The organism is Paenibacillus sp. 01T47, from assembly GCF_056398245.1.
Window position 1 is genome coordinate 646,509 of sequence record NZ_JBFTPA010000001.1, and the last position, 26,989, is coordinate 673,497.

Annotated in this window: 21 protein-coding genes and 1 other annotated feature; of the genes, 10 read left to right on the forward strand and 11 right to left on the reverse strand. The window is 44.8% G+C overall.

All coding sequences use genetic code 11. The annotated features are described in order from the left end of the window. Positions 1-108: 108 nt before the first annotated feature. The 3 genes from AC1DOV_RS02795 to AC1DOV_RS02805 all read left to right on the forward strand — a co-directional run bounded on the left by AC1DOV_RS02795 (position 109) and on the right by AC1DOV_RS02805 (position 8,902). On the forward strand, positions 109-7,674 hold the full coding sequence (locus tag AC1DOV_RS02795; RefSeq protein WP_477549112.1) for a pullulanase: 7,566 nt from the start codon (positions 109-111) through the stop codon (positions 7,672-7,674). Between the two features lie 239 nt (positions 7,675-7,913). Continuing rightward, positions 7,914-8,330, forward strand: a complete 417-nt coding sequence (locus tag AC1DOV_RS02800; protein ID WP_477549113.1) for a MerR family transcriptional regulator — start codon at positions 7,914-7,916, stop codon at positions 8,328-8,330. Next, positions 8,330-8,902 (forward strand): hypothetical protein, encoded by a 573-nt coding sequence (locus tag AC1DOV_RS02805; protein ID WP_477549114.1) that lies wholly within the window; start codon positions 8,330-8,332, stop codon positions 8,900-8,902. Before AC1DOV_RS02800 ends, AC1DOV_RS02805 begins: the two co-directional genes overlap by 1 nt. Here AC1DOV_RS02805 and AC1DOV_RS02810 read toward each other — a convergent pair. Together AC1DOV_RS02810 and AC1DOV_RS02815 are read right to left on the reverse strand one after the other, a co-directional pair. Continuing rightward, entirely contained in the window at positions 8,895-10,463 is a 1,569-nt protein-coding gene (locus AC1DOV_RS02810) for a class I adenylate-forming enzyme family protein (RefSeq protein ID WP_477549115.1), read from the reverse strand. The genes AC1DOV_RS02805 and AC1DOV_RS02810 overlap by 8 nt on opposite strands. A 311-nt stretch (positions 10,464-10,774) precedes the next feature. After that, positions 10,775-11,380, reverse strand: coding sequence for a helix-turn-helix domain-containing protein (locus tag AC1DOV_RS02815; protein WP_441878874.1), 606 nt, complete (start codon positions 11,378-11,380; stop codon positions 10,775-10,777). Positions 11,381-11,443: 63 nt separating this feature from the next. Here AC1DOV_RS02815 and AC1DOV_RS02820 point away from each other — a divergent pair, with 63 nt between their 5' ends. Next, positions 11,444-12,028, forward strand: coding sequence for a LysE family transporter (locus tag AC1DOV_RS02820; RefSeq protein WP_477549116.1), 585 nt, complete (start codon positions 11,444-11,446; stop codon positions 12,026-12,028). A 213-nt stretch (positions 12,029-12,241) separates the two neighbouring features. Here the strand turns inward: AC1DOV_RS02820 and AC1DOV_RS02825 are convergent, their stop codons facing one another. The 7 genes from AC1DOV_RS02825 to AC1DOV_RS02855 form a co-directional block, all read right to left on the reverse strand. Continuing rightward, complete coding sequence (locus tag AC1DOV_RS02825; RefSeq protein WP_339209500.1) at positions 12,242-13,120, reverse strand: DMT family transporter; 879 nt, start codon at positions 13,118-13,120, stop codon at positions 12,242-12,244. Positions 13,121-13,231: 111 nt separating this feature from the next. Next, positions 13,232-14,008 carry a 3'-5' exonuclease gene (locus AC1DOV_RS02830; RefSeq protein WP_076268796.1) on the reverse strand — a complete coding sequence of 259 codons (777 nt, stop codon included), beginning with the start codon at positions 14,006-14,008 and terminating at the stop codon, positions 13,232-13,234. 94 nt (positions 14,009-14,102) lie between these two features. Then, positions 14,103-14,594 carry a DUF1648 domain-containing protein gene (locus AC1DOV_RS02835; protein ID WP_477510809.1) on the reverse strand — a complete coding sequence of 164 codons (492 nt, stop codon included), beginning with the start codon at positions 14,592-14,594 and terminating at the stop codon, positions 14,103-14,105. Between the two features lie 271 nt (positions 14,595-14,865). Continuing rightward, positions 14,866-15,756, reverse strand: coding sequence for a phosphate ABC transporter permease PstA (pstA, locus tag AC1DOV_RS02840; protein WP_441878872.1), 891 nt, complete (start codon positions 15,754-15,756; stop codon positions 14,866-14,868). Between the two features lie 14 nt (positions 15,757-15,770). Continuing rightward, complete coding sequence (pstC, locus tag AC1DOV_RS02845; protein WP_477549117.1) at positions 15,771-16,733, reverse strand: phosphate ABC transporter permease subunit PstC; 963 nt, start codon at positions 16,731-16,733, stop codon at positions 15,771-15,773. A 164-nt stretch (positions 16,734-16,897) separates the two neighbouring features. Further along, complete coding sequence (locus tag AC1DOV_RS02850) at positions 16,898-17,761, reverse strand: phosphate ABC transporter substrate-binding protein (RefSeq protein ID WP_076268799.1); 864 nt, start codon at positions 17,759-17,761, stop codon at positions 16,898-16,900. A 19-nt stretch (positions 17,762-17,780) separates the two neighbouring features. Beyond that, positions 17,781-19,181, reverse strand: coding sequence for a stalk domain-containing protein (locus AC1DOV_RS02855; protein WP_477510807.1), 1,401 nt, complete (start codon positions 19,179-19,181; stop codon positions 17,781-17,783). A gap of 359 nt (positions 19,182-19,540) precedes the next feature. Between AC1DOV_RS02855 and AC1DOV_RS02860 the strand changes: the two genes are divergently transcribed. From AC1DOV_RS02860 to AC1DOV_RS02880, 5 genes are all read left to right on the forward strand, one after another. After that, on the forward strand, positions 19,541-20,374 hold the full coding sequence (locus AC1DOV_RS02860; protein WP_441878594.1) for a sugar phosphate isomerase/epimerase family protein: 834 nt from the start codon (positions 19,541-19,543) through the stop codon (positions 20,372-20,374). Further along, on the forward strand, positions 20,367-21,494 hold the full coding sequence (locus tag AC1DOV_RS02865) for a Gfo/Idh/MocA family protein (protein WP_477549118.1): 1,128 nt from the start codon (positions 20,367-20,369) through the stop codon (positions 21,492-21,494). The genes AC1DOV_RS02860 and AC1DOV_RS02865 overlap by 8 nt, the downstream gene beginning before the upstream one ends. Positions 21,495-21,533: 39 nt before the next feature. Beyond that, complete coding sequence (locus AC1DOV_RS02870; RefSeq protein ID WP_441878590.1) at positions 21,534-22,733, forward strand: MFS transporter; 1,200 nt, start codon at positions 21,534-21,536, stop codon at positions 22,731-22,733. 72 nt (positions 22,734-22,805) lie between these two features. Then, a complete protein-coding gene (locus tag AC1DOV_RS02875) occupies positions 22,806-23,486 on the forward strand; it encodes an S-layer homology domain-containing protein (RefSeq protein WP_441878588.1) in 681 nt (226 codons plus the stop codon). A 244-nt stretch (positions 23,487-23,730) separates the two neighbouring features. Beyond that, positions 23,731-23,946, forward strand: a complete 216-nt coding sequence (locus tag AC1DOV_RS02880) for a hypothetical protein (protein ID WP_441878586.1) — start codon at positions 23,731-23,733, stop codon at positions 23,944-23,946. Between the two features lie 164 nt (positions 23,947-24,110). Here the strand turns inward: AC1DOV_RS02880 and AC1DOV_RS02885 are convergent, their stop codons facing one another. Both AC1DOV_RS02885 and AC1DOV_RS02890 read right to left on the reverse strand, forming a co-directional pair. Continuing rightward, the gene (locus tag AC1DOV_RS02885) at positions 24,111-24,449 is read right to left on the reverse strand and encodes a hypothetical protein (protein WP_076268806.1); all 339 of its coding nucleotides are present in this window, start codon (positions 24,447-24,449) and stop codon (positions 24,111-24,113) included. Between the two features lie 79 nt (positions 24,450-24,528). Next, positions 24,529-25,242, reverse strand: a complete 714-nt coding sequence (locus AC1DOV_RS02890) for a class I SAM-dependent methyltransferase (RefSeq protein WP_477549119.1) — start codon at positions 25,240-25,242, stop codon at positions 24,529-24,531. 244 nt (positions 25,243-25,486) lie between these two features. Next, positions 25,487-25,724 (forward strand) — a binding site (T-box leader). A 52-nt stretch (positions 25,725-25,776) separates the two neighbouring features. Here AC1DOV_RS02890 and AC1DOV_RS02895 point away from each other — a divergent pair. Beyond that, positions 25,777-26,964 carry an aminotransferase class I/II-fold pyridoxal phosphate-dependent enzyme gene (locus tag AC1DOV_RS02895; RefSeq protein WP_477549120.1) on the forward strand — a complete coding sequence of 396 codons (1,188 nt, stop codon included), beginning with the start codon at positions 25,777-25,779 and terminating at the stop codon, positions 26,962-26,964. The last annotated feature ends 25 nt before the right edge of the window (positions 26,965-26,989 follow it).

The window sequence follows — 26,989 nt, forward strand, 5'->3', positions numbered from 1 at the left end:
TTAGACAGAAGTCAGGGGGTGTTGTGTTAACGAACTTTGGTGTAGACGGTACGGTGCGAGTTGATGATTGAAAGGTGCAATGATCATAATTTGAGGAGGTTCATCCAAATGGGCTTTGCTTTAAAACGAAAGAAAATGATGTCTATCATGCTTATAGCAGCTATGATCTGGTCGATAGTGGGCGCGATACCGCTACATACGAACGCCGCGGCGCCAACTCAGGTTGTTCTTGTCGGCGACTTGCAGAAGGGGCTCGGTAACAGCGAGAATTGGGACCCCAAAGCCGAGGTAACCAAGATGAGCGATAGCGGCAGCGGTTATTATACGTTTAAGGCTACGCTGCCAGCAGGCACATATGAATATAAAGTTGCTCTAAATGGAGGCTGGTTGGAAAGCTATGGCTTTGGTAATTATACGAATCCAAGCGGTGTGGATAGCGGCGGCAATATTAAGCTGACACTCTCCGAAGAGAAAGAAGTGACTTTTTATTATAACCACGATACACATAAAATTGCGGATTCTACCTATTACACCCAGGTAGCCAGCGACAAGCTGCCTAGGATTGTTGGGACTTTGCAGGTTCCGCTAGGGGAACCAAGTAACTGGGCACCAGAAACGGCGCTGTCCCTTTTGACTGATAGCGATATGGATGGCATCTACACGATAACGAAAGATGTACCCAAAGGGGATTACAAATTCAAAATCGTGCTTGGATCGACTTGGGATGACCAGACGTATCCAAAGGATGATCAATTGCTTAGTCTTCCTGCCGATCTTCCAGTAACGTTTAAATATAATGCGAATACAGAAGTAGTATCAGCAGATTTCAAAGCGCCAGTTGAACCGAGTCCGAGTCCAGATCCGGTTGACCCGAACCTCGATCCGATTCCGGCTAACCACCTGCGCATTCATTACAATCGGGCAGATGCTCTTTATGAGAATCAAGGAATATGGACATGGGAGCAGGTTGCCGCTCCTTCAACAGGCTGGCCGGGTGGCGCAACAGCTTTTCCAGCAGATAAGATAGACAGCTATGGTGCTTATGTTGATATTCCGCTAGCTGTGAATGCCAAAAAAGTGGGCTTCCTTATCGTTAATCGATTAGATGGAGCTAAGGATGGCGGCGATAAAGCGGTAGCGATAAGCTCCCCTGCAGTAAATGAAATTTGGATTAAGGAGAACTCCGATAAAGTATCTTATTTCGAGCCGGTAGAGCTCCCAGCTAATACCGTTCGTATTCACTATGTAAGAGACGATAAAAAACAGAGTGCTTACGGTTTATGGCTGTGGGATCAGGTGGCAACTCCTTCGACAGGCTGGCCAACGGGCGCATCCGCTTTTACAGAGGAACAGGTTGACCGTTATGGCAGCTATGTCGATATTCCACTTCAAGAGAACGCGCAAAAAATTAGTTTTATTGTCGTTAATCGCACCTTGGGCGATGCGGATAAGGATGGAGGCAATCGCTCCTTCAGTCTTGTAAATCGTTACAATCAGCTCTGGATCAAGAAGGGAGATAATAATGTATACGTGTCCCCTTACTGGGAACTGCCTACAGCCCTTGAGTCCGCAGAGATCTTATCCGAAAGTAAGCTCCTTCTCGGATTCACGATGACCGACGGTCTCGCAGCAGAGGAATTGAAGAATGCGATCACTATTACGGATAAGAACGGTACAGCTATATCAATTAATCAAGTTGTGTTAAATGCTGATAAAAAAACAGCTATGGTCTCGGCAAACATTCAGCTGGATCAAACGCCGCTGAACGTAACTTACCAAGGGAGAACCGTATCCGCGACTTCAGGCTGGAGAATGCTTGATGAGCTTTACAACTACGAAGGTAATGATCTTGGGGCGAGCTATCATTCTGGCAGCGTCGTTCTGAAGCTATGGGCGCCAAAAGCAAGCGCAGTCGTAGCAAATGTCTATGATAAAGCCGATTCCACTAAGCTAGTTGGCAGTGCCAGTTTGACGAAAGGCGACAAAGGCGTTTGGACGGCAGCTATCGCGCCAAATGATCTCACAGGTCAAGGCATAACCGATCTGAAGGGGTATTTTTATCAATATGAAGTGACGAATGATGGGGTTACGAAACAAGTACTCGACCCGTACGCGAAATCGATGGCGGAGTTTAGAGTGAATACGAAAGGTGAAACCGGTCCAGATGGCGATGCAGTTGGCAAAGCGGCAATCGTTGATCTAGATGCAACTAATCCTGCCGCAGACTATGATTTTGCCAAAATTGACGGCTATGAGAAACGAGAGGACGCGATTATTTGGGAGGCGCATATTAGAGACTTTACGTCCGATCCGTCCGTAGCTGATGATCTTAATGCGAGATGGGGCTCTTATAACGCGTTCAAGGATAAGCTGTCTTATATTAAATCATTAGGCGTTACCCATATTCAACTGCTTCCAGTTATGGCCTGGTATTATGGCGACGAAGCTCAGATGGGAACAAGAGAACTGGAATACTCTGCACAAAACAACGAATACAACTGGGGTTATGATCCGCATAGCTACTTCTCGCCGGATGGCGCTTATTCGGAGGATGCGGCAGATCCCGAGATGAGAGTAAAGGAATTAAAGGGACTCATTGATGCAATTCATGATGAAGGTATGGGAGTCGTTCTTGATGTCGTCTACACCCATATGGCCAAAGCAAGTTTCTTAAACGATATCGTACCTAACTATTACGCATTCCAAGATGCAAATGGCAACAATATTGGCGGATTCGGCAACAACCTTGCTACCTCTCACAAAATGGCGGAGAAGCTAATGGTTGATTCGGTTAAGTACTGGTTTGATGAATACAAAATCGACGGCATGCGCTGGGATATGATGGGCGACGCTACGTATGATTCCGTACAAAATGCTTACGATGCAGCAGCGAGCATTAATCCGAATGCCTTGTTTATCGGTGAAGGCTGGGTAACGTTCGGGGGCGATGCTTCTGATCCTGCTTTGAAGGGCAAAGGCGCAGACCAAAAATGGATGGATAAAACAGACAGCGTAGGCGTTTTCTCCGATGAGATTCGTAATGAATTGAAATCCGGTTTCGGCTCGGAGGGCGAGCCAAGATTTATAACAGGTGGAGCAAGAAGCGTGGCTACGATCCTAAATAATATCAAGGGGCAGCCAAGCAACACGCCTGCTGATGACCCGGGAGACATGGTGCAGTATATTGAAGCCCATGACAACTTGCCGCTGTATGATGTTATTGCCCAGTCGATTAAGAAAGACCCGGCTATAGCGGCTAATGATCTGGAAATTCATAAACGGATACGTCTGGGCAACTTGCTCATTCTAACCTCTCAAGGTACGGCTTTCCTTCATGCTGGTCAAGAATATGGCAGAACGAAGCAGTGGCTTGGGGCAGGAGTGCCGGAGCAGAAATACCACGAGCTTAAAGATGCAGCCGGAACCTCATTTGGTTATTTCATTCATGATTCCTATGATTCCTCCGATGCAATCAATAAATTTGACTGGCAGAAGGCGACGAATGCTGAGCAGTATCCAGTCAATCATGTAACGAAGGAGTACACAGCAGGACTAATTGAACTTCGGAAACATACGGATGCCTTCCGTTTAGGCGAAAAGGACCTCGTTGATTCCAATGTCACGCTCATTCCTGCGAAGGAAATGAAAGATAACGATCTTGTGATTGGCTACAAAAATAAAGCAACAGACGGCACCGGCAATTATTATGTATTTATGAATGCTGATCGTACAGCAAGAACGCTAACGTTATCAGAGGATTTAACTACAGGCACAGTGCTCGTAGATAATGATGAGGCGGGGATTTCGGCGGTTTCTGCGCCATCCGGCTTTGAACTGACGGCGAGCTCGATTACGCTTGAGCCGTTGACTGCAGTCATTATTAAGATGGAAGCGGCAGCGCCTGTGCTGAACGCGCTTGAGCTGGATAACGCTAACTATCCTTTGCAGGTTGGAACGACCCATCAAACGGTAGTTTATGCGAAATACAGCGACGGCAGCAAAAGAAAAGTATCGAGCGGTGTTGTATATTCTTCGAATAAGCCCGAAATTGCGTCTGTAACAACAGGAGGCCTTGTTAAGGCAAACGGCTTAGGAAATGCAACGATCACAGCTACGTACAACGGAATATCCGTGAGCGCTGTAGTTGCTGTAAAAACAGAATCAATCAAACGGTATGTCCAAATCAACTACATTCGTCCGGATAAAAACTATCAGGACTGGAATATGTGGATATGGAACACCGGTGTGAAAAATGATCAAATCAACTTTGATAAAATCGAAAATGGCATTGCAACAGTCATGCTTGAAATTTCGCAGGATGCGACCAATGTGGGCTTCGTGCTTCGTAAAGGAACAGACTGGGACACAGCGAAGCAGGATATTCCAGACGATCGCGTGATTCCGATCTCGCCTGGGGCTGCTTTTACGAAAGTAAATATAACGAGTATGGTAAATCAGCTGGATATTTTGCCAACTATCACCGGACCAGTTCTAAAAGATGGTGGCATTACCTTCCTGTACCGGGATGATGCTTTATTTGAAAAAGGACGCTCAAGTGATTTGACCGGGGTTAAGGTAAAGGTGAACGGTGCAGAGCATGAAATGGTTTATGATGCTGCGAAGGAGTGGTTTACTTATTCACTTGCAAATGTAGAAGGCGGCACATACGAATATACCTTCCTTGTGAAGAAGAAAGACGAAGCAGCCGTTGAAATAACCGATCCCAAAAATACGACCAATGGCAAATCAGTCATTACGTATCGGAAGCCGGTCGTAACGATGACGACATCGGTTCATCCAGCTGCGGTTTCGTATAATGAAAGCGCGGTGCTCAAATTACAGGCATCAGCATCAGAAGAAGTCGCATTTTCTGAAGGGTATATGGATTTAACGGCAGTAGGTGGATTATCTAAAGTGCCCTTCGACACCAAGCTGTTTGCACAAACGATTGCCGTGAAAGACACGGTTACAGCGGGAGTAAAAGAAATACCCGTTACACTCATCGATGAGTACGGCAACAAGCACACGCATACAGCCACAATAACGGTAAAAGCTAGAACCTTTGCTGGCAATCTCGACTTTGATTGGGATGAGGCACGTATCTATTTCGCGCTAACTGATCGGTTTGCGGATGGGGATTGGGCCAATAATGCGGATGTAGATAAAGATCACCTTGAAGCCTACCACGGCGGTGATTTCCAAGGCATGATCGACAAGCTGGATTATTTGCAGGAGCTGGGCATTAATACGCTGTGGATCACTCCGATTGTCGATAATATCGATTTCAACAAAGGCGTAGATTTTAACACCAAGCAGTACGGCTATCATGGCTACTGGGCAAAAGATTTCACGAAGCTTGATGAGCATCTTGGTGATATGGATACGTTTAAGGAACTAATTAACAAAGCCCACGACAAGGGCATCAAAATTATGGTCGACGTGGTGCTTAACCATACCGGCTACGGCTTAAAAGCTGAGGATAACCGTCCAGGCATTACGCCGGAGGACAAAGCTCGCTTTGAAGGGATGCTCAGAACAAATGGCGTTCAAGCCAGCACCAATCCAATTGAAGGAGAACTAGACGGTTTGCCGGACTTCAAGACAGAGGACCCTGCCATTCGTGAGAAAATGATTGAATGGCAAGCAGGCTGGCTGGAGCGTGCTAGAACGGATCGCGGCGACACGATTGATTTCTTCCGCGTGGATACAGTGAAGCATGTAGAGAGCACAACGTGGAAAGCGTTCAAAAATGCGTTGACGACTATCGATCCAAGCTTCAAGCTGATCGGTGAAAATTTTGGCGCTTCAATCGACGGTGACGGCGGCATGCTGCGCAGCGGCCAAATGGACAGCTTGCTCGATTTTAGCTTTAATGACAGAGCCAAAGATTTTACAGATGGGAAGATTGATGCTGTCGATGCTTATCTGGCTGACCGCGAAACGAAGCTGGATAACACAGCAATGATGGGGCAGTTCCTAAGCAGCCACGATGAGGATGGTTTCCTGTCTGAGTTTGTGAAAGGAGACAAAGGCAAGCTGAAAATCGCAGCAGCTCTTCAAATCACGGCGAAAGGCCAGCCCGTCATTTATTACGGCGAGGAGCTTGGCCGCTCAGGTCCTAATGCTCGCGACATGAGCGCAGGATTGTTTAGCGAAAATCGTTCAGATATGCCATGGGATCAGTTGACGGCAGAACAAGCACTGCATGATCACTACGAGAAGCTGCTCAATATTCGGGCGAAATTCTCGAAGGTTTATTCCAAAGGCTTGCGCACCAAGCTTGCTGGGTCGGATACACTAGCCTATTTAGCATTTAATAAACAATTTAACGGCGTAAATATTGTAACGATCATTAACACTGCCGTAGAGAGCAAGCAGGTTACGCTGGAAGTTCCTTTCGCAGCTGGAGCTAAGGCAAAGGATGAGTACAGCGGAACGGTTTACACGGTGAAGGATAATGGACAGGTGACGGTTGAAGTGCCAGGCAGAAACGAAGGCGGAACGGTCATTTTGAGTGAGGTTGTGAACAATGTTCCAACACCTACGACGCCGAGTACACCACAGCCAGCTGATGTCCAAGTAATTGATAATGACATCTTGCGCAGCGGCAAGGATGGTAAAGTGTCGGTACAATTTGTCGATGGAAAACATTCGGTACAATTGCCGCTTGATGCAGCAGCTGTACTGGGAGGAAATAACTTGGAGCTGAAGGCAGCTGGCATTACAATGACGCTGTCAAATGAACTATTGGCTTCTATTAAAGGACTTGTGTCTGTGAGTGAAGCGGATGGGGCTCGTATCGTATTCGAGGCAAAGCCTTTGACGACAGCAGATGCGGACGCTTTGGTTGACCGAATCCAGGATGTTCAAGCTAAGCTGAAAGCGGGCTCTCTGGTTTATGATTTCAACTTAAGCATCGTAACGAAGGCTGGAAAAGTGATTCCGGTTACGAAGTTTGAGAAGCCGATCCTACTCAGCTTCCAGCTTAACCCGAACGCAAACCAAGACATCGTTGGTATCTATTATGTGAGTGATGCTGGCAAGCTGGAATACATCGGTGGCATGCTTAAGGGTGAGATGATCTCAGCGGAGGTATTCCATTTCAGCAAATATGCGGTTCTTGAGTACGATAAATCATTTACGGATGTGCCAGCGAGTCACTGGGCTATCGCAGCGATTAAATCACTAGCTGCAAAGCGCATTGTTTCGGGCATTAATGAGAAGCAGTTTGCACCACAAGCTAACGTAACGAGAGCAGAATTTGCAGCTATGCTTATCCGTGCTCTTGGAGTGAAAGCAGAAGGCACGGCAAGCTATAGCGATGTAGAAGTGGGCAAATGGTATTCCGCTTATGTGGCGACAGCTAGCAAGTTGGGCATTATAAAAGGCCGCAGCAACTCGGCGTTTGCGCCAAATGAAACGATAAGCCGCGAGGAAATGGCTGTCATGATCATGCGAGCGTATGAGGTTAGAAAGGGAGCGGCTGCAGCTTCAGCGGCAGAGGAAACAACATTCACTGATCGCAGCCAAATTAGCAAATGGGCGGAAGCATCGGTTGCGGCAGCTGCTAAGCTAGGGCTCGTTCAAGGCAGAGCAAACGAAACATTTGCGCCAAAAGGGAAAATGACACGTGCAGAAAGTGCACAGGTCATCTATAAGCTTTTAGGGAAATAAGCATTTCTTCAATGTAAGGGTTAGAAAGTTGGCAAATCATTATGTCTAACATGATGTAGTTGCTGAAACAGACAAAAGCCGGGCTTCTCCTTCTGGAGACCCGGCTTTTTTTGGCGTTGTTGTATTGCCGAGTTAAGCAATCAATATCTTTACATCGTGACTTGTATTACAGTATACTGTAACTAATACAGTCAACTGTAACTAAATTGATCGTCGATAATTTGAAATGAGGTGAAAAGATGGACACATTCACAGCGAAACAAGTTTCGGAAATTCTCCAGCAGGAAGATCCTGAGATGAATTTGAGAACCGTCAGGTATTATACCCAGATCGGGATCGTTCCCCCGTTAGAGCTTGTTGGGAACAAAAGAGTTTATACGAGCAGCCACGTTAGTTACTTTCGTGCGATTCTGACGTTAATCCATAGCGGAGAAACGCTGGCTGCTATCCAAGAAAAGCTGAAGGAGCTCTCTATAGATGAGATTTCCAAAATTGGCGAGAATCTTCAGCTTTATCGCTCCAAAAAAATGCTAACCAACGATACCCATGTCATTAATGATGATGTCATTCTTTCGATGAGCCCACGAATTTCGGCGGAACTCCGAGTGAAAATGGTAGAGACGATCTCTCAAATGCTGAAGGGAGAAGTGAAGTGATGATTCAAACTAGGTTCACCAAATCAATTATGGAAAATGAAGAAGGCATGAACCATCTATGGCTTCAGCTTTCTCCAATCCGTGATGCGGATGATGTTCGTGTTCAGCTTACGCTGCCAAGCGGCATTCATCGGCTACACAATTTGAGCGGATATGAGGAGACGGATATTCAGGAGATCGTCGTATCCAATCCGATGATAATAAATAACATGATCGTTGAGCTATTTACGACAAGCCCAGTATCGTGCGGAGTGAAGACAATCATTGTTGCTATCTATTATAGAGAAAAAGAAAAGCCTATTCGAATTGAACATGAAGTGCCATTAAGGATCGTATCTGAGGATGAAATGGACGGCATGGTCGTTGATGAAGAAGCCGCAGCGTTTATGAAAGAACATCTGGCTCTGAAAAAATCTAATGAGCAATCGGAATATGAATTTATTGATCATTCCCAAACAAAAATCATTAGAATCGAATCGAATGAATATGCCGAATGGGAGAAAAAGTACCGAATTGAAGGGCTTGCACCACGTTATGCATCCAAAATAATTAATGAGATAAACATTAATTAATCATACGTTTTCTGCCGAGCCAATACGGTTTCTTCAGCTCCGCCTTGTTCAGCTTTCCGACGGACGTTCTTGGGAGAGAAACAACGATTTCCAATCGCGTTGGAATTTTAAATGGAGCGATCTGCTCATGGCAAAATATTTTCAGATCAGTTAAAGTCAGCTCTGCATCGCCCTTAAGGGACACCACCGCAGTTACTTCTTCGCCATCCACTAATAAGGGCGTTCCAATTACAGCAACCTCACGAATAGAAGGATGCTTGCTAAGTGCCTCCTCTACTTCTGAGCAGTAAACATTTGCACCGTCAACAATAATGATATCTTTTTTTCGATCCATGAGATACAAATAACCATCCTCATCAAACCTGCCTAAGTCACCCGTATAGAGCCACCCATCCTTCAGGGCATGGTTTGTTTCCACTGGATTATTCCAGTAGCCAAGCATGATTTGCTCTCCTTTGCATAAAATTTCGCCAGTTTCTCCTTGTTTAACATCTTGGCCGAGCTCGTCAATAATACGAATTTGAAATGCTTTTTGCCCCCAATACGGCATGTTGGCTGGACTGCCAACGGATATTAATCGATTTAGCTTTCCTTCATGGAAACATTGGTTTATGTTTAAAAAACTAATAAATTGTCCGCTTTCTGTTTGGGAATATACTTCAGTAATTTGTGCATTCGGAAAAATAGTTAACGCTTGATGAAATACATTTTCGCTGATGGGCGCGCCGCCGCAAGAGATGCCTTCGATGGATTGCAGGCTGCGGGATTTGATATTTTCCATAAGGACAATATCTCGAAATAATAGCCCCACAGTACCCAAAAACTTAATTTGCTCCCGTTCAATGATATCAACAATTTCTTCAGCTCGAACGGGATATTCATTCGGATAGATGAGGCAGCCGCCTTCAAATAAGGTCGTCCACAAAACAAACTGGCCGGTTAAATGGGCTTGATTCATCACGATCGATTTTTTAGAAGCGTTATGCCCGCCGCCCCTCTCTAGGTTCATAAAGGACCAATTGCGAATATGGCGGTGAGAATGCATGACACCTTTGGATCGTCCCGTCGTACCGCCTGTATAAATAATAAGCGCCACATCATCTGGTTCAGCTTCATGCCATTCCATGAGAGCGGGACAATGAACCATAAAGGACTGCAATGATAGGGGGGACTGATCTAAGGTGCATGAAATGAAATGCGCAATTGGCAGTGAAGATAAGGCTTCTAATAGCTGAGATTGTTCGGAGCTGTAGACTAGCGCAGTGGGAGCAGCATCTTGAACAATATTTTTGATTTCATTTGCGGCTAACCCGGGAAAAATCGTTACAGGAATGGCACCAATGGCAACCGCAGCAAGTTCGGCAATAGCAAGCTGCGGTGATGGAGAACTAATCATTGCGATTCGTTCACCTGGCTTAATTGAAAGATCATAAAATCCCTGTGCGACACGGTTAACCTTATTAAATAATTGTTCATAAGTAAGGGTTTCATCCTTATCCTTCATTGCTTTTTTTGTTGGGTGCATCTGAGCAGTCTTCGGCAATATTTTGGAAAGCAGCATATCATAACCTCCCTAATTAAAATAAGAGCAATAAAACCTATGAATTTACTGTACTATTCAACCGTAACAGGAAGAAGCTGGGGCAGCAAATTGATTTTCCTTATGGAAAAATAATGTTTTTTTATAAAATGACCAACCGATTGATTGGTGCAGCTACTTATATACCATACGACTGCCAAAGGAGGTGCTGATACCGAGAAAAAACGACTTACTACAATGGTTTGGCAATTTCCTTCCAGAAATCAGTAGTTGATTAAAACAAAAGAGGCTGTTCCAAAAGTAGAGTATTCTACTTATGGAACAGCCTCTTGTTAAGACGGATAATAAATGACCATACTGATTCTCACAATACAATCACCTGAATTGTGATAGACATGGGGAGTGTCGGCTGTAAAACGTATGGAATCGCCCGTTTTCACTGTATATTCTTCATTATTTACACGAACGGTAAGCTCTCCCTCAAATACGGTTAAAAACTCCTGTGTACCTTCTCTATGTGATTCAGAACTCAAATAAGCGCCTATTTCCATATCAACGGAATACATTTCAAATCGTCTGCCTTCTTCAAAGGGGAAAAACGGATAAAGCAGAAATCTACCGTTATCTTCTGTTAGTGTTTGTATTTCATTTTTGCGAACGATGACTGTATCGGATTGCGGCTCGTTAATGAGGGAAGTGAATGAAACTTTTAAACCATTAGCTATTTTCCAAACGGTTCCAATAGTAGGGTTGGATTCGCCGCGTTCGATTTGTCCTAACATCGTTTTGCTGACCCCTGTCATTTCTGCTACCTTATCAAGACTAAGCTTTTGTAGCTCCCGCAGGTGTTTTAGGTTATTGGCAAGTACATAATTGATGTCTTCCAAAATAATTAGCCTCCTCGATTGTGCGATATAGCGTTCGTATTGTATAATCATAACGTACATGCGTTAAAGAGTACATCTTGTTCAAGTATAGCACACGAGAGGCGGATTTAAATAATGGCTTTAGCTCCTTTTTTGATTTATGTTATTGTGAATACATTTACGCCAGGGCCAAATAACATCATGGCGATGTCTAATGCGAGCCGATATGGAATGAAGAAGTCTATTCGTTTTCTGTTTGGTGTAGCAACTGGTTTCTTACTATTAATGCTCTTATGTTGTTATTTCAATCTGCTATTATATAGCTTCGTTCCTAAAATGAAATTTGTCATGAATATATTAGGAAGCCTGTATATGACTTATCTTGCATTTAAAATAATGAAGAGTAAACCACACCGTAGTGATGGAGATAATCATGAGCAGCTGAATTCATTCTTATCGGGCATGCTGCTGCAGTTCGTTAATTTTAAGGTGATATTATACGGGATCACGGCGATTTCGACGTTCATCATGCCATTTTACAAATCAAATATAAGCTTATTATTGTTTTCGATGTTCCTTGCCTTTGTAGGACTGGTAGCCACATCCTGCTGGGCTGTTTTTGGTGCATTATTTCAAAAATTTCTCGCTGCACATGAGAAAAAGTTCAATATATTCATGGGATTATTATTGATTTATAGTGCAATTACCATGCATTTGTAGGGGATTGTTCAGACAGAAGGGCAGGATAGTTGAGCTGAAAAAGGAGCTGTTTGGCTTTGGCAGCAAGCTTTCTTATGGTTAAGTTAACGGAGCACTACAGCTTAATAAAACAGCGGCAGTCAGGACTTATTTTCTCGTCCAGATCTGCCGCTGTTTGTATTATGAGGATCTAATCCATTTTAAAAATTCGATAATTGCTGCAGCTCTTAGCTTCTACTCCTTGCCATGACGTATGAATAGCCACACGCCGAACAAGATGAGTACGCCGGCTGCCATTTGATAAGCCGTTAATGCTTCCTTTAATAGAGCCCAAGCGAGCAAGGAGGCGATGACGGGTTCACCCAGTACAGCCATGGAAACGGCTGCTGCGCTCATATGCTTCAGCAGCCAATTGAACAAGTAATGCCCGAACAGCGTCGGTACGATCGCAAGCAGCAAGAAAATGCCCCATTCCTGCGGACTGTAGCCTGTAAAGGAATTGCCGCGAACGAGATTGTAGACGGCGAGTGAAGTCGCAGCAAGTGCGAATACCCAGAAATTATAAGTAAATGCGCTCATATCCTTACGCAATTCCTTGCCGATCATCATATGAACAGCAACAGCAGCTGCGCCTAGAAAGGACAAAACGTCGCCGATCAACGCATCCCTTGAGAGGGAAAAGTCTCCCGATGCAATAACGATGGAGCCGATCAGCGCGATCCCCATCCCCCACAGCATCATGCGATTTGCTTTAATACGGAACAGCCAGTAGGAGCCGAGCATAACCATAACAGGCTCCAATGTCAAAATAACGGTAGAGCTTGCGACCGTGGTCAGCCGCAGAGAAGCCATCCATAACAAGAAGTGCAGCCCGAGCATGACGCCGGAGAGGGTGAGCAGTCTCCACTGCTTGGCACTGAGCTGGAACATTTCCGTGCGGTATTTAAAGACGAGCGGCAGCATGATCAGGTTAGTTAGATAGAGCCTGTACATGGCGATGACGGCAACGTCAGCATTTGACCAACGAACGAAAATGGAAGAAAAGGATATAGCGATAATACCAATAATGTATAACAATTCATAAGTAGCTAAAGACTTGGTGCTGCGGTTCATCGTTGTAATTTCTCCCATACTTATAAACCCCCTGAGTCCATTTGCAGCATCTGCGATGGAAGGATCAGGGGGCTTTATTATATTTATGATCAAACATAACAGCTTTTGCGGCTATCCGGCTTGTCCAGCTGAAGTTTTCCCAGCCTTCTCGAGTTCTGCGTCAAAATACTGCTGAAGCTCCGTCACTTTTCTTACATCCTCGAATGAGGCTTTGCCTGCTAAATAACGTTCCGCGAAAACTTCCCATTGTGGAACGATCTTTTGCGCGTTCATAGAGCGAATCGCATTTTTAACCATTCTGCGTTCCTTTGCATTCGTGTACATATCCTTGAACTGCTGCTTAAGCTCGAAATCCAGCTCGCCAAAAATTTTGCGGAATACCTCAGCCGTCATACGAGCATCATCGAGTGCCCGGTGCGCTGAGCCTTCAGCTGTGATTTCTAGATCAATGAGCGCAGCTTCGACGCTGACATCGTTCGTTACGTTCTTATAGCGAATGTAACCCTTCAAGAGATCGAAATAATCAGCAGCCATCCAGAAGCTGTCATCGAGCTTATGCATGCGCGTATCATAGACGATCCTCTTCAAATCTTCGCCGCCCCAAGTGAACAGCAGGAAGGAGTCGCTTTTTTTGAGCCATGCGGTGAAATCCCCGATTACTTTCGGGAAACGGCTTGCTACGTCGATGTCTTCCTGTGGAATGCCTGTTTTTTTCTTAATGAAGCTGTTCAGCTTGGAGAAATAAATCGGTTTAATCAATGCGGAAAATTCATCTACCTGTTCAAGTGAACTATTGAGACGAACCGCGCCAATTTCAATAACCTCCATAGGTAATTCGCTTGCAAATTTTCGTCCGTTAAATTCAATATCCAATATAATGTAGTCCAAAATCTTAACCTCCGATAGATAGCCTGTGTTATTCATTCTATCAGAAAAAGTTATCCAGATGGAAACTACAATATGGTAGAACGCCGCAGCAGGTTTATTTTTTTGATTTCATCACATAAAAGACAATCGTGCCAATAAGAATGACGAGGATCACAGGAAGCAGCCATATGCCAAGCTTAGAGGCGCCTCCGGAAGCTACTTGAATGGCAGCCCATTGCACATAAGCGAATAAGGCTACAATCTCAAGCTTGATCCAGCTTAGCAGAAGGATGGAGGTTTTGTATTGGTATGGAGCATTTTGCTCTGTAATGGTGGTCATGTAATTGAATTCATGTGGAATTTTGCGTAAATGCGCAAGCCCAGCAAATAAAAGGAATGAGATTATCGGTAAAATGACGAGTGCTGCTTTGCTTCCCCATCCGTCAGCCTCGCCGCTCCCGTTAAAGTGAATGGCAATCGTTTGCGGAAGATCAGGCCATTTTACAATTAAATAGATGACGGACGAGAGCAGGAGTAGAACCGATATTCCATCATGCCATCTTTCAAGATTTGATTTTGCAATAGTAAGCTTAGGTAAATTCGCCATAGTGGCAGCACCGCCTTATCTCTGTTCATGTGCATACCCTTTAATTATAACTTATGGCTTTGCGGATAGTAACCTTTTTTACAGTAATTTTCCAAATAAGAAACTCCAGCCTAGGCCGGGGGAGGGCTAAGGCTGGAGTTGCTCGATCACTTATTTGTTTAAATATAAGAATTTATAAGTTTGATATTTATAGAAGGCTTATATTTCTCCGTCAAAGCTGCTTCAGCTTCCAAAGGACGCCGAAGGCGTTTTAGCTTGAGCCGCTTAGTTTTTAAGAGCGTTTCATACGGCGGGAATTCAGCCAAAGCGGGATACGGAACACTAAGTTGATCAGCAGGACAACGAATACGAGCACGGCTGCCGCTTTTTGAGCAATCTCCTGAGCGTCGCCAACAATGGCTTCGGATTGTACATACCACAGATGAACGGCAAGTGTAGCACCAGGCGAGAAGAGACTGAAATCCCACATTTCACCGGATGTCGTAACACCAGCAGTTAGGATGATTACGGCGCTTTCGCCGAATGCGCGGCCGGCAACAAGGCAGATCCCCGTGATGATGCCGTTAAGCGCAGCCGGAATAAGTGCACGAGTAATAGTCTGCAAATGCGTGCCGCCAAGTGCAAAGGAAGCGCTCTTCAGCTCTTTCGGTACTGCACGAATGGACTCTTCTGTTACGCGGGTTAGTACAGGCAAGTTAAGAAAAGCTAGACTGACTGCACCGCCAAGGATGGTCAAGCCAATCTCGAAATATTCAACGAATAGAGCGATACCGAACAAGCCGAAAATGATAGACGGCACGGAAGCGAGTCCTTCCACGCAAATGCGTACGAAGCCGATTAGCTTATTGTCAGGCGCAAATTCGGCCAAATAAATACCAGCTGCCATTCCGAGCGGAATAGAGATGAGCAACGAGATAAATAAGATGTAGAAGGAGTTAAGAAGAGTAGGGCCGATACCTCCGCCTTCTTCAATTTCGCTCGGCAAGCCGAATATGAAATCCCATGTTATTTTTGGAAGACCGTCCTGCAGAATTAGAAAAAGAAGGCCAAATATAAAAGCGATGATTAAAATGCCTAACGACCAAACAACACCTGTAAACAGACGGTCTTTAAAGCGGTTAAGTCCTTTTTTGCTGCTAAAGGGGTTTGCTAATGGGTTCATATCTAAAGCTTGTTTCATACTTGCGACCCCTTTCTTTGAAGCCAGCGAATGGCAACGATCATAAGCAGCGAAATAACAAGGAGCAAGAAGCCCATTAAGTAGAGCGCATAGTTCCAAGTGGAATCAAAAGGAACATTCGAAATTTGCATAACGATGTTGCTCGTAAGAACGGAGGTAGGCTTGAGCAAGCTGTCTGCCAATTGAGGCGTATTGCCAATAACCATAACGACAGCCATCGTCTCGCCGACTGCACGTGCCATACCGAGAATGACGGCATACATGATTCCGCTTTTGGCCGAAGGAAGCAATACTCTCCATACGGTTTGAAAACGAGTAGCGCCTAACGCATAGGAAGCGTCGCTGAATTTGGCTGGTACAGCGCTAATCGCGTCATCACTTATACGGCTTACAGTAGGCAGAACCATAATTGTAAGCACGAGCGCTGCCGCAAGCAGTCCATCGCCCATTCCGCTTCCGGTAACATTTCGAATCAGAGGAATAAGAACGGTCAAGCCTAAATAGCCATAAACGACGGACGGAATTCCGACGAGCAGGTCAAGAACCGGACGCAGCATGTTTTTAAGCCACGGCGGTACAAAGACAGACAGAAATACTGCAATGATTAAGGAAATAGGGACGCAGATTAATAGCGTCAAAGCGGTCAGGGCGAAGGTGCCGAATATGAAAATAAGCGCGCCGTATTGCTCATTTTCGGGATTCCATTCCGTGGAAAAGAAGAAATCTGCTAGTGAAATGTTGCCGAATGTCAAAATGCCGGTACGGAACATAAGCAGCAATATGAGTAAGAGGATGAGGCAAACAAAACCGGCTGCTGCTATGCACAAGTAACGAAACATACGATTCGTGAAAAACAAGCGCGATCTCCGGTCAAACGGCTTGCTGCTGCCAGTCAAGATCGCGCTGCCGAGCTCAGAAGAAAGACGCGGCTGCCTTGCAGCATGAGTGGACTCCAACATAAATTATAGGCTCCTCTGTGCGAAACCCGCCCTAGCTGTTTCTAGAGCAGCTAAGCTTGTTTCGCAATAAAATATAAATGGGGATAATGATTCATGCGATGAAAGAAAAGAACGATCGACTTAAGCGCTCTTGTGCGCAAGCCGACCGCTCCTCTTGTTTTTAACTATTTAATAGCTGAGATCGGAATGAATTTAAGCTTTTTAAGCGAACCATTTTGGAATTTTGTGCTTTGTACGTATTTAATAAATTCCTTTGTAGCGCCAGTTGGCTCGCCTTTTGTCATATAGTAGCCATAGCCCCATACATTGTATTTCCCGTTAATAACGTTAGCTTCAGTTGGTTCGATGTTGTTGATTTTTACAGCAGTCATTTTGTCTGTTACATAAGCAAGGTCCATGTAACCAATAGCGTTTGGTGTTGTTTCAATTGCGGACTTCATGTCGCCGCTTGTTTTTACTTCTTTGTAGTTGTCGCCTTTGCTCATGAAATCTGTTCCATCAAGCGCTTTGTCTTGGAAGTTAACACGAGTACCGGAACCGAAAGTACGGTTTACAACGATGATATCAGCATCCTTGCCGCCAACTTCTTTCCAGTTCTTGATTTTACCGGAGAAGATGCCTTGCAAGTCTTTAGTCGTTAGGTTTGTTGCAGTTACGTTTTTGTTAACAACAGCTGCGAAAGGAATGATAGCTACTTTATGTGCAACTTGGCCTTCGAATTTTTTGAAGCCTGGAACATCTTTGGATGCGTCCCAGTCAACTGCTCCGATGTCTGCGATGCCTTTGCGTACAGCTTGCGGTCCAGTAATCGATCCAGCAGCGGAAGCTGAGATTTTTACTTTTGGATTCAATTTTTTGAACTCGCTTGATGCTTGAAGTGTCAACGGCAGAAGAGCAGAGGAGCCGTTGATGACAATTTTGCCGCTAAGCTTGCTAGCTGCGGTAGCCGTAGGTGTTGATGCAGGAACGGAACTGAAGCCGATAACAGCGATAAGCGCTGCGATTGTTAATTGTTTAAACCATTTCATTAGGAATGACCTCCATTAATTAGTTTGTGATGTTTTTCCATTTGCCTTGAACGGATACTGCCAATTGACCATCAATAAGTGCTGCGAAATCGGAGCTGCCCGATACGACTAATTCTGTTGCGCTGTCCGATACGGTTTGCACAAGTTTGTTCGTACCTGTAGCACTGTCAATCTCGTAGATTGCGTTAGTGCTGTTTCCGTCAGCTGTAAGCAGATAGAGCTTGCTTCCGCCTTGAACTAATTGGTAAACGTCTTTGTCAGCGAAGAGAGGCGTGCTTGCTTTGCCTGTATTGTCCACCGTTACGAGCTGACCAACGCTTGCTTCGTCTGAGCTTACGCTAACATAGCTTACTTTGGAGCCGTCTGCTGCCAGCTTAAGGAAAACTTTATCCGTTGCTTCTTTTGTCAGCTGTACAGGTTTATTATCACCAACTGTAGAATTATAGAAGTAGATTTGCGGCTCAGTGCCTGTTGCATCAATAGCAACATCATCAAGCTCAACGTCTTTGCTGCTGTCTGCCGTTACTTTCGGCTGCTTGAAGACGTAGAAAGCGAATTTAGTGCCGTCTGCAGATACTTCAAGGTTTGCCTTGTAATCTACTTTATCTTCCAATACTTTGGATACTTTGCCGTCAGCTATAGCAAGCTTTGCGATGACAGAGCTTTTGTCGCCTTGTAAGAAGAAGATGGAAGAACCGTCTTTTGACCATTGAAGCTCATTTTTGATCGAGTTGTCCGTACTTACTTGTTTCGCTTGTTTTGTGCTCAGATCGATTGTGAATACTGCACCGTTTGCATCGGAGTAAGCTACACTTTTGCCATCAGGAGACAAAATAAGATCGGAAGTGTCAGAGGATGCTAGAAGCAGCTCATATTTTCCAGTAACAGCATCAACTAAGAAATCTTCGCGGCCTTCGCCAGCCGTGTTCGATACGATAAGCTGTTTGGAGTTAACCCAGATTGCATGCTCAGCGCTATCAAGCAATTGAACCGTATGTATGTTGTTGTCTTCGTAAGTGCCGCCAAGTGCCTCAACGAATGCAGTAGGCTCGATGAAAGTGGAGTAAGCCACTTCAATAGCTGGATGTTGAAGTGCAGTTGCAACACCGTTTATGTTCATTGTTTTTGCAGCGATTTTTAGCTTCAGCGTTTTATCGCCAAACTTTACAACTACCGTATGATCGCTGTTGATGTGAAGAGTCGCGCCGATCGCGTTTGTCATGTCCCGAACAGAAGCGAGTGTAACGCCGCCGTCTACAACGGTACGAACAGTTACTGGATTAGCATTTACTAGAAAGCTTGCTGTGCTGATTTGTGCAGCTTGCTTTACTGAAGCGGTTTGTGCGAATACCGGAGTAACTGCTGATGCGCTAATTGCTGCTGCGATCATCGAGATTGCCATTGCTTTTTTCATTTGCATGGAATTGGGTCACCTTTCTCAAATGGGTATTTTTTTTTTATTAATACAATCCAAGGCATACTCGGTCAGTATATACGGTTGGCTTGATCCCTCCCAGGCAGCGCTAGATCAATACATTTTGTAACGAATCGTTTATTTCTACCTGATCATAACAATCAATTATCATCCCAATATTTAGAAAATATATCGAATTTGTAAAGATAGGAAAATTACCACCTAAATCCAATTCTCCTTCTTTTAAGAAGTAAATAGTAGAAATTTACCCCACTATAAGAAGAAAGTGCACCATGGTCTTTTTTGAACGAGGTTTATAATGGGGGTATGCTCGCAAATCTATTCACTTATAGGAGGACCAATCAATGAACATTTCAATCGGAGGTTATTCATTCAACAACACGTATTTAGAAGGAAAAATGGATATTTTCGGATATTTGGAAACGGTAAAATACCGGTATCGGATGGATGTGGTCGATTTGTGGAATGGCTTTTTTATAGATCGCAGCAGCAAGCCTATTATGAAGCTGGCCGATGAAAGCTATATTCGCAAAATACGTGAGGCGCTCGATGAAAAAGAAATGCGGGTCGTTAATTTTGCGATCGACGGTGCTCATTTGTGGGACCCAGACAAGGAAATGAGACAGCATTTGTATGATAATGCTCTCCTTCATTTGAAAGCTTCCGTTATTTTAGGTGCAGAAACCGTCCGTATTGATACGGGAGGCAGCTACGAGGATTGGGAAGCAATGAGCGACGAGCAATTTGAATATACGGTAAAAAGATACCAGGAATTTTCCCAATATGCGGCTGACCATGGCTTTCTAATTGGACCAGAGAACCATATGGGTGCGTCACTAAATCCAAATGAGATGAAGCGTCTCGCAGAGGCAGTTGATCATCCAGCCTTTGGTTTTCTTGTTCATTTAGGCCGTTGGAAGGAGAATCAAGCAGAAGGAGACAGCATCGTTGCGCCTTGGGCGTATCATACCCATTTTGACGAAGAAACTGCTGACGGTACTCATGCTTTGGAGACGATCCATATGCTGCAAGAATCAGGGTACAAGGGATATTGGGGAGTAGAATATAATGCGCCAAAAAATCAATACGTAGAAACGGAGCTGCTTATTACGAAGGTGAAGAAGCTTCTGATCGAGGCAGATCAGCAATCAGGCAGAGGGGCTCAGCACTATGAATAAAATACGAATTGGCATTATAGGCGTAGGACAAATTGGAAAAATGCATATCGAAAAATATAAAAATATCGCTGGCGCTGAGCTTGTTGCTGTATGCGACTTAAATGAAGTGGAAGCTAAACGAGTTGCTGAGCATTATGATATCCCTCATGCCTACTCTGATTTTAGAGAGCTGCTGAAGCGTGATGATTTGGACGCGGTCGACGTGTGCCTGCACAACAATTTCCATGCACCGGTAACGATCGCAGCGCTGCAGGCGGGCTTGCATGTCTATTGTGAGAAGCCGATTGCAGGAACCTATTCAGATGGCAAGGCTATGGTCGATGCTGCGAAGCTATGTGGAAAACAATTGCATGTGCAGCTCTACACGTTATATGGTAAAGATACGAAAGCTGCCAAAACATTAATTGATGGCGGCATGCTGGGCAAGCTGTACCATGCCCGCTCGTCAGGCTTTCGCCGAAGAAATCGACCGTTTGTTGATGGTTATGGCACGCCTTATTTTACGCGCAAGGAAACAGCGGCAGGCGGCGCGCTGCTCGACATGGGCGTCTATCACATTGCACAGCTGCTCTATTTATTAGGCAACCCGCAGGTTGAAAGAATTTCAGGGAAAGTTTATCAAGAGACGGATATGCTGCAAGAGAGAAGGGAACAAAGCGGCTTTGATGTAGAGGAGCTGGCTACAGGCTTGATTCGGTTCAGCGGTGGCTTGACGCTTGATATCGTAGAAGCGTGGGCTGTTCATCTTGGCGGCTTCGAGGGCAGCAGTATCGCCGGTTCCAAGGGTGGCGTACGCTTGCCGAACGAGCAGACAGGACCGGGGGCTCAGTCCTTCAGCTTCCATAACACGGTTTGTGATATGGATATGGACAGTACGCTGGACCTTGATATGATGGACCTGCGCAGGAATCGCTTATATGAGAATGAGGATGCCTACAGCTCATCTCAGCATCACTGGATCGCAGCTCTGCAAGGCAGAGTGCCACTACTGCCAACAGCGGAAATCGCGCTGAATACGATGCTCATTAGCGAAGGCATTTATATGTCAGAGGAGCTTGGACGTGAGGTTAGCGCGGACGAAGTTATTGTACGCGCACGTACTTCTGCTGTAGAGCTTTAAAGAAGTGCTAAGCTAAAGAGCAAGACGAGGGACTTGGATATGAATCAGAATCAGAATCGTACATTTCATTTAATTAAAGCGTTTAACTTTTTTGTATATGGCGCGATTGCCGTCTACAGTACGTTTTTTGTTGTTTATTTGCAATCCATTGGAATGTCTACGCTTGAGATTGGTGCGTTAATGGCCGGCGGCCCGATTGTTTCCATCATCGCGAACCCGCTATGGGGTTATTTGAGCGATCGATTCCGCAATGTCAGGCTAATTCTGATCGTAATGCTTATTGGCAGCATGCTTGTCATGCAGCTCGTCTTTTTATATCAATCGTATACGATCATTTATGCCTGTATGCTGTTCTTTTTCTTTTTTCAAATGCCTTTATTTTCACAGAGCAACAGTCTCATTCTGAACAGCATTGAAGGAACGAACCATAAATTCGGCGCTTTTCGCTTGTTCGGCTCACTCGGCTGGGCGTTTATCGCTTTGGTGGCTGGTCCTGTGATCGGGCAAATTGGCATTGAGCGTCTCTGGATTATTTATTCGGTCATGATGCTTATCTCGCTTGCTTTTGCTTTTACGCTGCCAAAGGGCGAGGCGAAGGGTGCAGCCCCTGCCGGCAAAGTGAATTACCGTTCGATGTTCGTGAACCGTTCCTTCTTGTTGTTCTTAATCATAGGTCTAGTGATCTCCATTCCTAACTCTATGAATACGACATTTATCCCGCTGTATATTAAGGAATTGGGCGGAGAGGCTTCCTTAATCGGTTGGTCGGCCTTCTGGTCATCCATATTTGAAATTCCAGTCTTCTTGCTGCTTGATCGGTATTTGAAAAAAAATACAAAAACGATGGTATTATGCCTCGTTGTCATCAGTATCCTATTCGCCTTGCGCTGGTTCCTGATGTCAAACGCAGACACTGCTCAGCAAATTATTTATATCCAAGTGCTGCACTGCTTAACATTTGGCGGCTACTATTATATTGGCACGCAGCTGGCCGTACAGCTTGTGCCTGCTGAATTCAGAGCATCCGGACAAGCGCTTTATGCCCTTACTTGGGGAGGCTTGTCAGGTATTGCGGCGGGCTTTCTCGGAGGCTGGGTGTTTGAGCAAATGGGTCCGCAGGCGATGTATCAATTATGCAGCGTCATGGCTGCGCTCGGGATTGTTGGCTTCTTCTTGTTGTTTGCGCGGCTGCGCAGAGAAGTGGGCACGAGCAGCAAAATAAGCTCTCATGCTGGATAACTGCAACCTTTCTTGTCTTATGGTCGTTCGAATAAGAGAATGGACATCATGTTATAGGAGAGGTGAACGACCATGAGGAAACGACGGAGTTTAGCCATAACAGCAGTCGCGGTCATGCTTTCTACATCTATTGCAGCACAAGCCTTCGCGGCGGCTCCATTTGGCGATATCGCAAACATTGGCAGCAAAGTAAAGATTGAAGCTTTGCAGCAGCAAGGAATTATTAAAGGAGTGAGCGATACGGCATTCCATCCAGAGGATCATTTGACGGCAGCACAAGGCATTTCTTTGATCGTGAGAACGACGCAAATTAGCCTAGCAGCCATTGATTTTTCTAGTGCGCCTACCGCTGATGGTTTCTATACAAAGGTGAAAAACGATGCGTGGTACGCGGAGGATTTCATCATTGCACACTACAACGGTTTGGACATCCCGGCTGATATTGATCCGCAAGCGCCACTTACGAAAGAGCAGTTCACGCATTATCTTGTTCAAGCGTTAGAGCTTACCGGTCAATATCCGACGATCAAAATGTTTATTAATATCCAGGACGAAAAGGATATTACGACGGCATATCAAGGAACCATTCAGCGTTCACTGCTATACAAGATTGCGTCTCTAGATGAGAAGGGCAACTTTGATCCAGCGCATGTTTTAACCCGTGCTGAAGCGGCAGGAATGCTGTATGATACACAAAGCTTTATTGAGGCGCATAAGGAAAAGGCGGAACCCGAGCAGGGAGCAGCTGAATAAAAAATGAAATAGGGAAAGGCAGTTAATTGGGGGTTATTTCAACCTCCTTAACTGCCTTTTTATTTTAAAATTATTTTTTCCTAGCAACGCGATAATTCCAAGCGGAGTAATAAGATATAAAAGGGTAATCTTTATTTATATCACATTTTATTTTGAAAAATTAATAAAAAATGTAAAAAAACCTTGAAATTAATTCAAGGCTGTAGTATCTTCTGTATAGGAAACTTTTGGGAGGTGAACGGTAATGGAAAAGATGGCAATGCAAATGATGATGAACATGTGCATGGATGAAATGATGTGCAAGATGAAATCCATGAATATGATGATGGACATGATGATGGAAATGAAAATGATGGACAACATGGATATGAACATGATGATGATGAAGATGCAGGAATGTGACGAAATGTCCACGATGATGATGCAAATGATGCGTGACATGGAGCAAGTATCGATGTAATCATCTATGAATCTGACCATTCATAGAGGTTAGAATAATCGGCAGAGCTGTTCGCGGCATGCCGTCGTATATCGTTTTTACCTACATAGCTAAGCAGAGCAGCCAACTGCATGCAGGCTTTTTTTTATTTCTAGACCTTCACCATTGCGCCTCGAACCTTTGCCTTATAACGCATAGTGGGCTTTCAGCTTGCTGGCGATCATAACCCGTTGAAGCTTAAACTCCCAAACCTTTTCTCTTAGCTGAATCTGCTGCTCCGAATTATGTGCATTCCGAAGCTGCTCGTAAATATCAAGCATTTTACGATTGATTTGATCGAAGCGAAGCCATAGATCGACACGAATGCCATGTTCGATTTCAAGGCGGATATGGTTATCTTTGGCGCGCAGGTTTTGGAGGATTTGTTGCTGCCACTCTGCATCTCCGATCATTACAGCAAAGTTATAAAGATCTAAATAATCATCAACCCATTTTGCTGCAATTTGTTTCTCGGAATAAGTCATGCTGGTCAGCTCCAATCTCCGTTTTGTTTATATACCTAGTATTATACTAGGAATTAAAGGGATTGCAAGCAATTTGTAATTATTGTGTTTTTGTCCCATTCAGTTCGAAATTGGATTTACGTTTGAATGCTGCAAAAACAGCGAAGCCATTATTTTTATATACGCAGTCGGAATGAACAAAACCAGCCTCACTCAGCCATCTAAGCTGATCCTCTACAGTGGCATTAATGTCGACGCTTCGGCGCTGGATGGCCGCTTCGATTGCGCCTGTGGTTAACCCGCTTTGCCGGATGGCTGTTGTCCATTGCGACATATAATATTGATCCCAATAAGCGGTTGTACCCGCTGCTTGATCAGCATTAACGAAGCTGCCGCCTTCTTTTAGAAGCTGATGAACGGTATGAAATAAGTCGCGTTTTGCTGGATGCGATAAGTGATGGATGGACAAGGAGGAGATGATGGCATCGTAATTTTCTGTGTAAGGATAGCTTGAGTAATCAGCAGCTATATAGCTGACTGATGGGTCATCTCCGAAGCGAGAATGCGCCTCCTTTAGCATTTCTTCGCTCAAATCGATAAGAGTAAGATTGGCATTTGGGTATTTGTTGCGAATCATAGATGAGAAAAGTCCTGTTCCGGCACCTAAGTCGAGTATACGTGGGGCATCACTATCACAGTGAACCAAGTCGGTTGCTATGCTGTAAAAATCATCAAAGCAGGGGATCAGTTGGCGGCGCTGACGGTCATATTCAGGCGCGACAGCATCAAACTGTTTTTTCACATTTTCATTCACAATAATGCCTCCTCGAATAGTGGGCTGCGTGCTGGTTTTTCATTTTCACTTGAGTTAAACAGTATATTATAGATGATTGTTTCATAATGGAAATATATAATATAAATATACTTTATAGTTTTAAGCTATGAATGGATCGATTTCAATCCGTTAAAAAATGGGTATTGCGTATCCGAGTTTTTGATGGTACGATTGGTAAAATTTTAAGATCACTGATGAACACATATGGCAAGTTAAATAGCTTTTACATTCGATGACGAGAAAGAGTACGTTATGGGCCTGATCGAACAGAGAGTTGGGGCAGCTGAAAACCAACGTTCGGGTAGTAGCGGAAAGCCATCTCCGAGAAGCAGGCTGAACGAGAGTAAGCTCTGCCGCATTTCCAGCGTTAACGGGAACATGTATTGCTAGATACATGAGCAGAGTGTCGCGCTTTTGGCGTGAAACTAGGGTGGTAACACGGGTAGAGACTCGTCCCTTTATAGGGATGGGTCTCTTTTTTTGTTTTTTATCCATATTTTAGGAGGAAAAGTAATGGAGACATGGTCAATGAGCAATATGATTTCACCAATGGTGCAGCAAATTCCGCCTTCGGGCATTCGTAAATTTTTTAGCTTGGCTGAAGGCAATAAGGATATTATTTCGCTTGGCGTTGGAGAGCCTGACTTCGTTACGCCTGAGCATGTAAGAGCGGCTTGCGTCCGTGCGCTAGAGCAGGGCAAAACCTCCTACACTTCAAATGCAGGGCTTATTGAGCTTAGAGAAGAAATCGCCAACTATTTATACAATGGGTTCCAAGTGAAATACGAACCATCGAATGAAGTGCTTGTTACCGTTGGAGGCAGTGAAGCCATTGATCTTGCACTGCGGGCGTTAATAGCGCCAGAGGATGAAATTATTGTTCCTGTTCCTAGTTATATTGCCTACGCGCCGATTGCGCAATTAAATGGCGGCAAGGTCATTGAGGTTGAAACGTTCGCTGAGGATCATTTCAAACTAACGGCAGAAGCCTTGAAAGCCGTCATTACTCCGCACTCGAAGGTGCTTATTTTAAACTATCCGAACAACCCGACAGGGGCGATCATGACCTATGAAGAGTGGCTTCCTGTTGCTAAGGTCGTGGAAGAAAATAATCTAATCGTTATATCCGATGAAATTTATGCGGAGCTGACCTACGATGCGAAACATGTAAGCTTTGCTTCACTGCCAGGCATGCGGGACAGAACGCTGCTTATAAGCGGCTTCTCCAAAGCTTTTGCAATGACAGGGTGGAGAATCGGTTATGCTTGCGGTCATCCGGAGCTTATTGCAGCGATGCTCAAAATTCATCAGTATACCGTCATGTGCGCACCAATTATTGGGCAGGTTGCGGCGATAGAATCACTTCGCAATGGTTTAGATGAAAAGGATAGGATGATTGAGGCTTATGCGCAGCGCAGACGGATGTTTGTTAAGGGCCTAAGGGAAATTGGTCTGCCCTGCCATGAGCCGCTGGGCGCGTTTTATGCTTTCCCTTCTATTGCGCATACGGGACTTACTTCCGATGCATTTGCGCAAAAGCTATTGTTTGATGCCAGTGTTGCTACAGTGCCTGGGCATGTGTTCGGTCAAGGAGGAGAGGGCTTTATTCGCTGCTCCTACGCATCCTCTGTATCAAGGCTTAACGAAGCGCTTGAGCGTATGGATCGCTGCTTGAGGACACCCGGTATGTCTGGGAAATAAAGAAGGGAGCCAGCAGAGGCTCCCT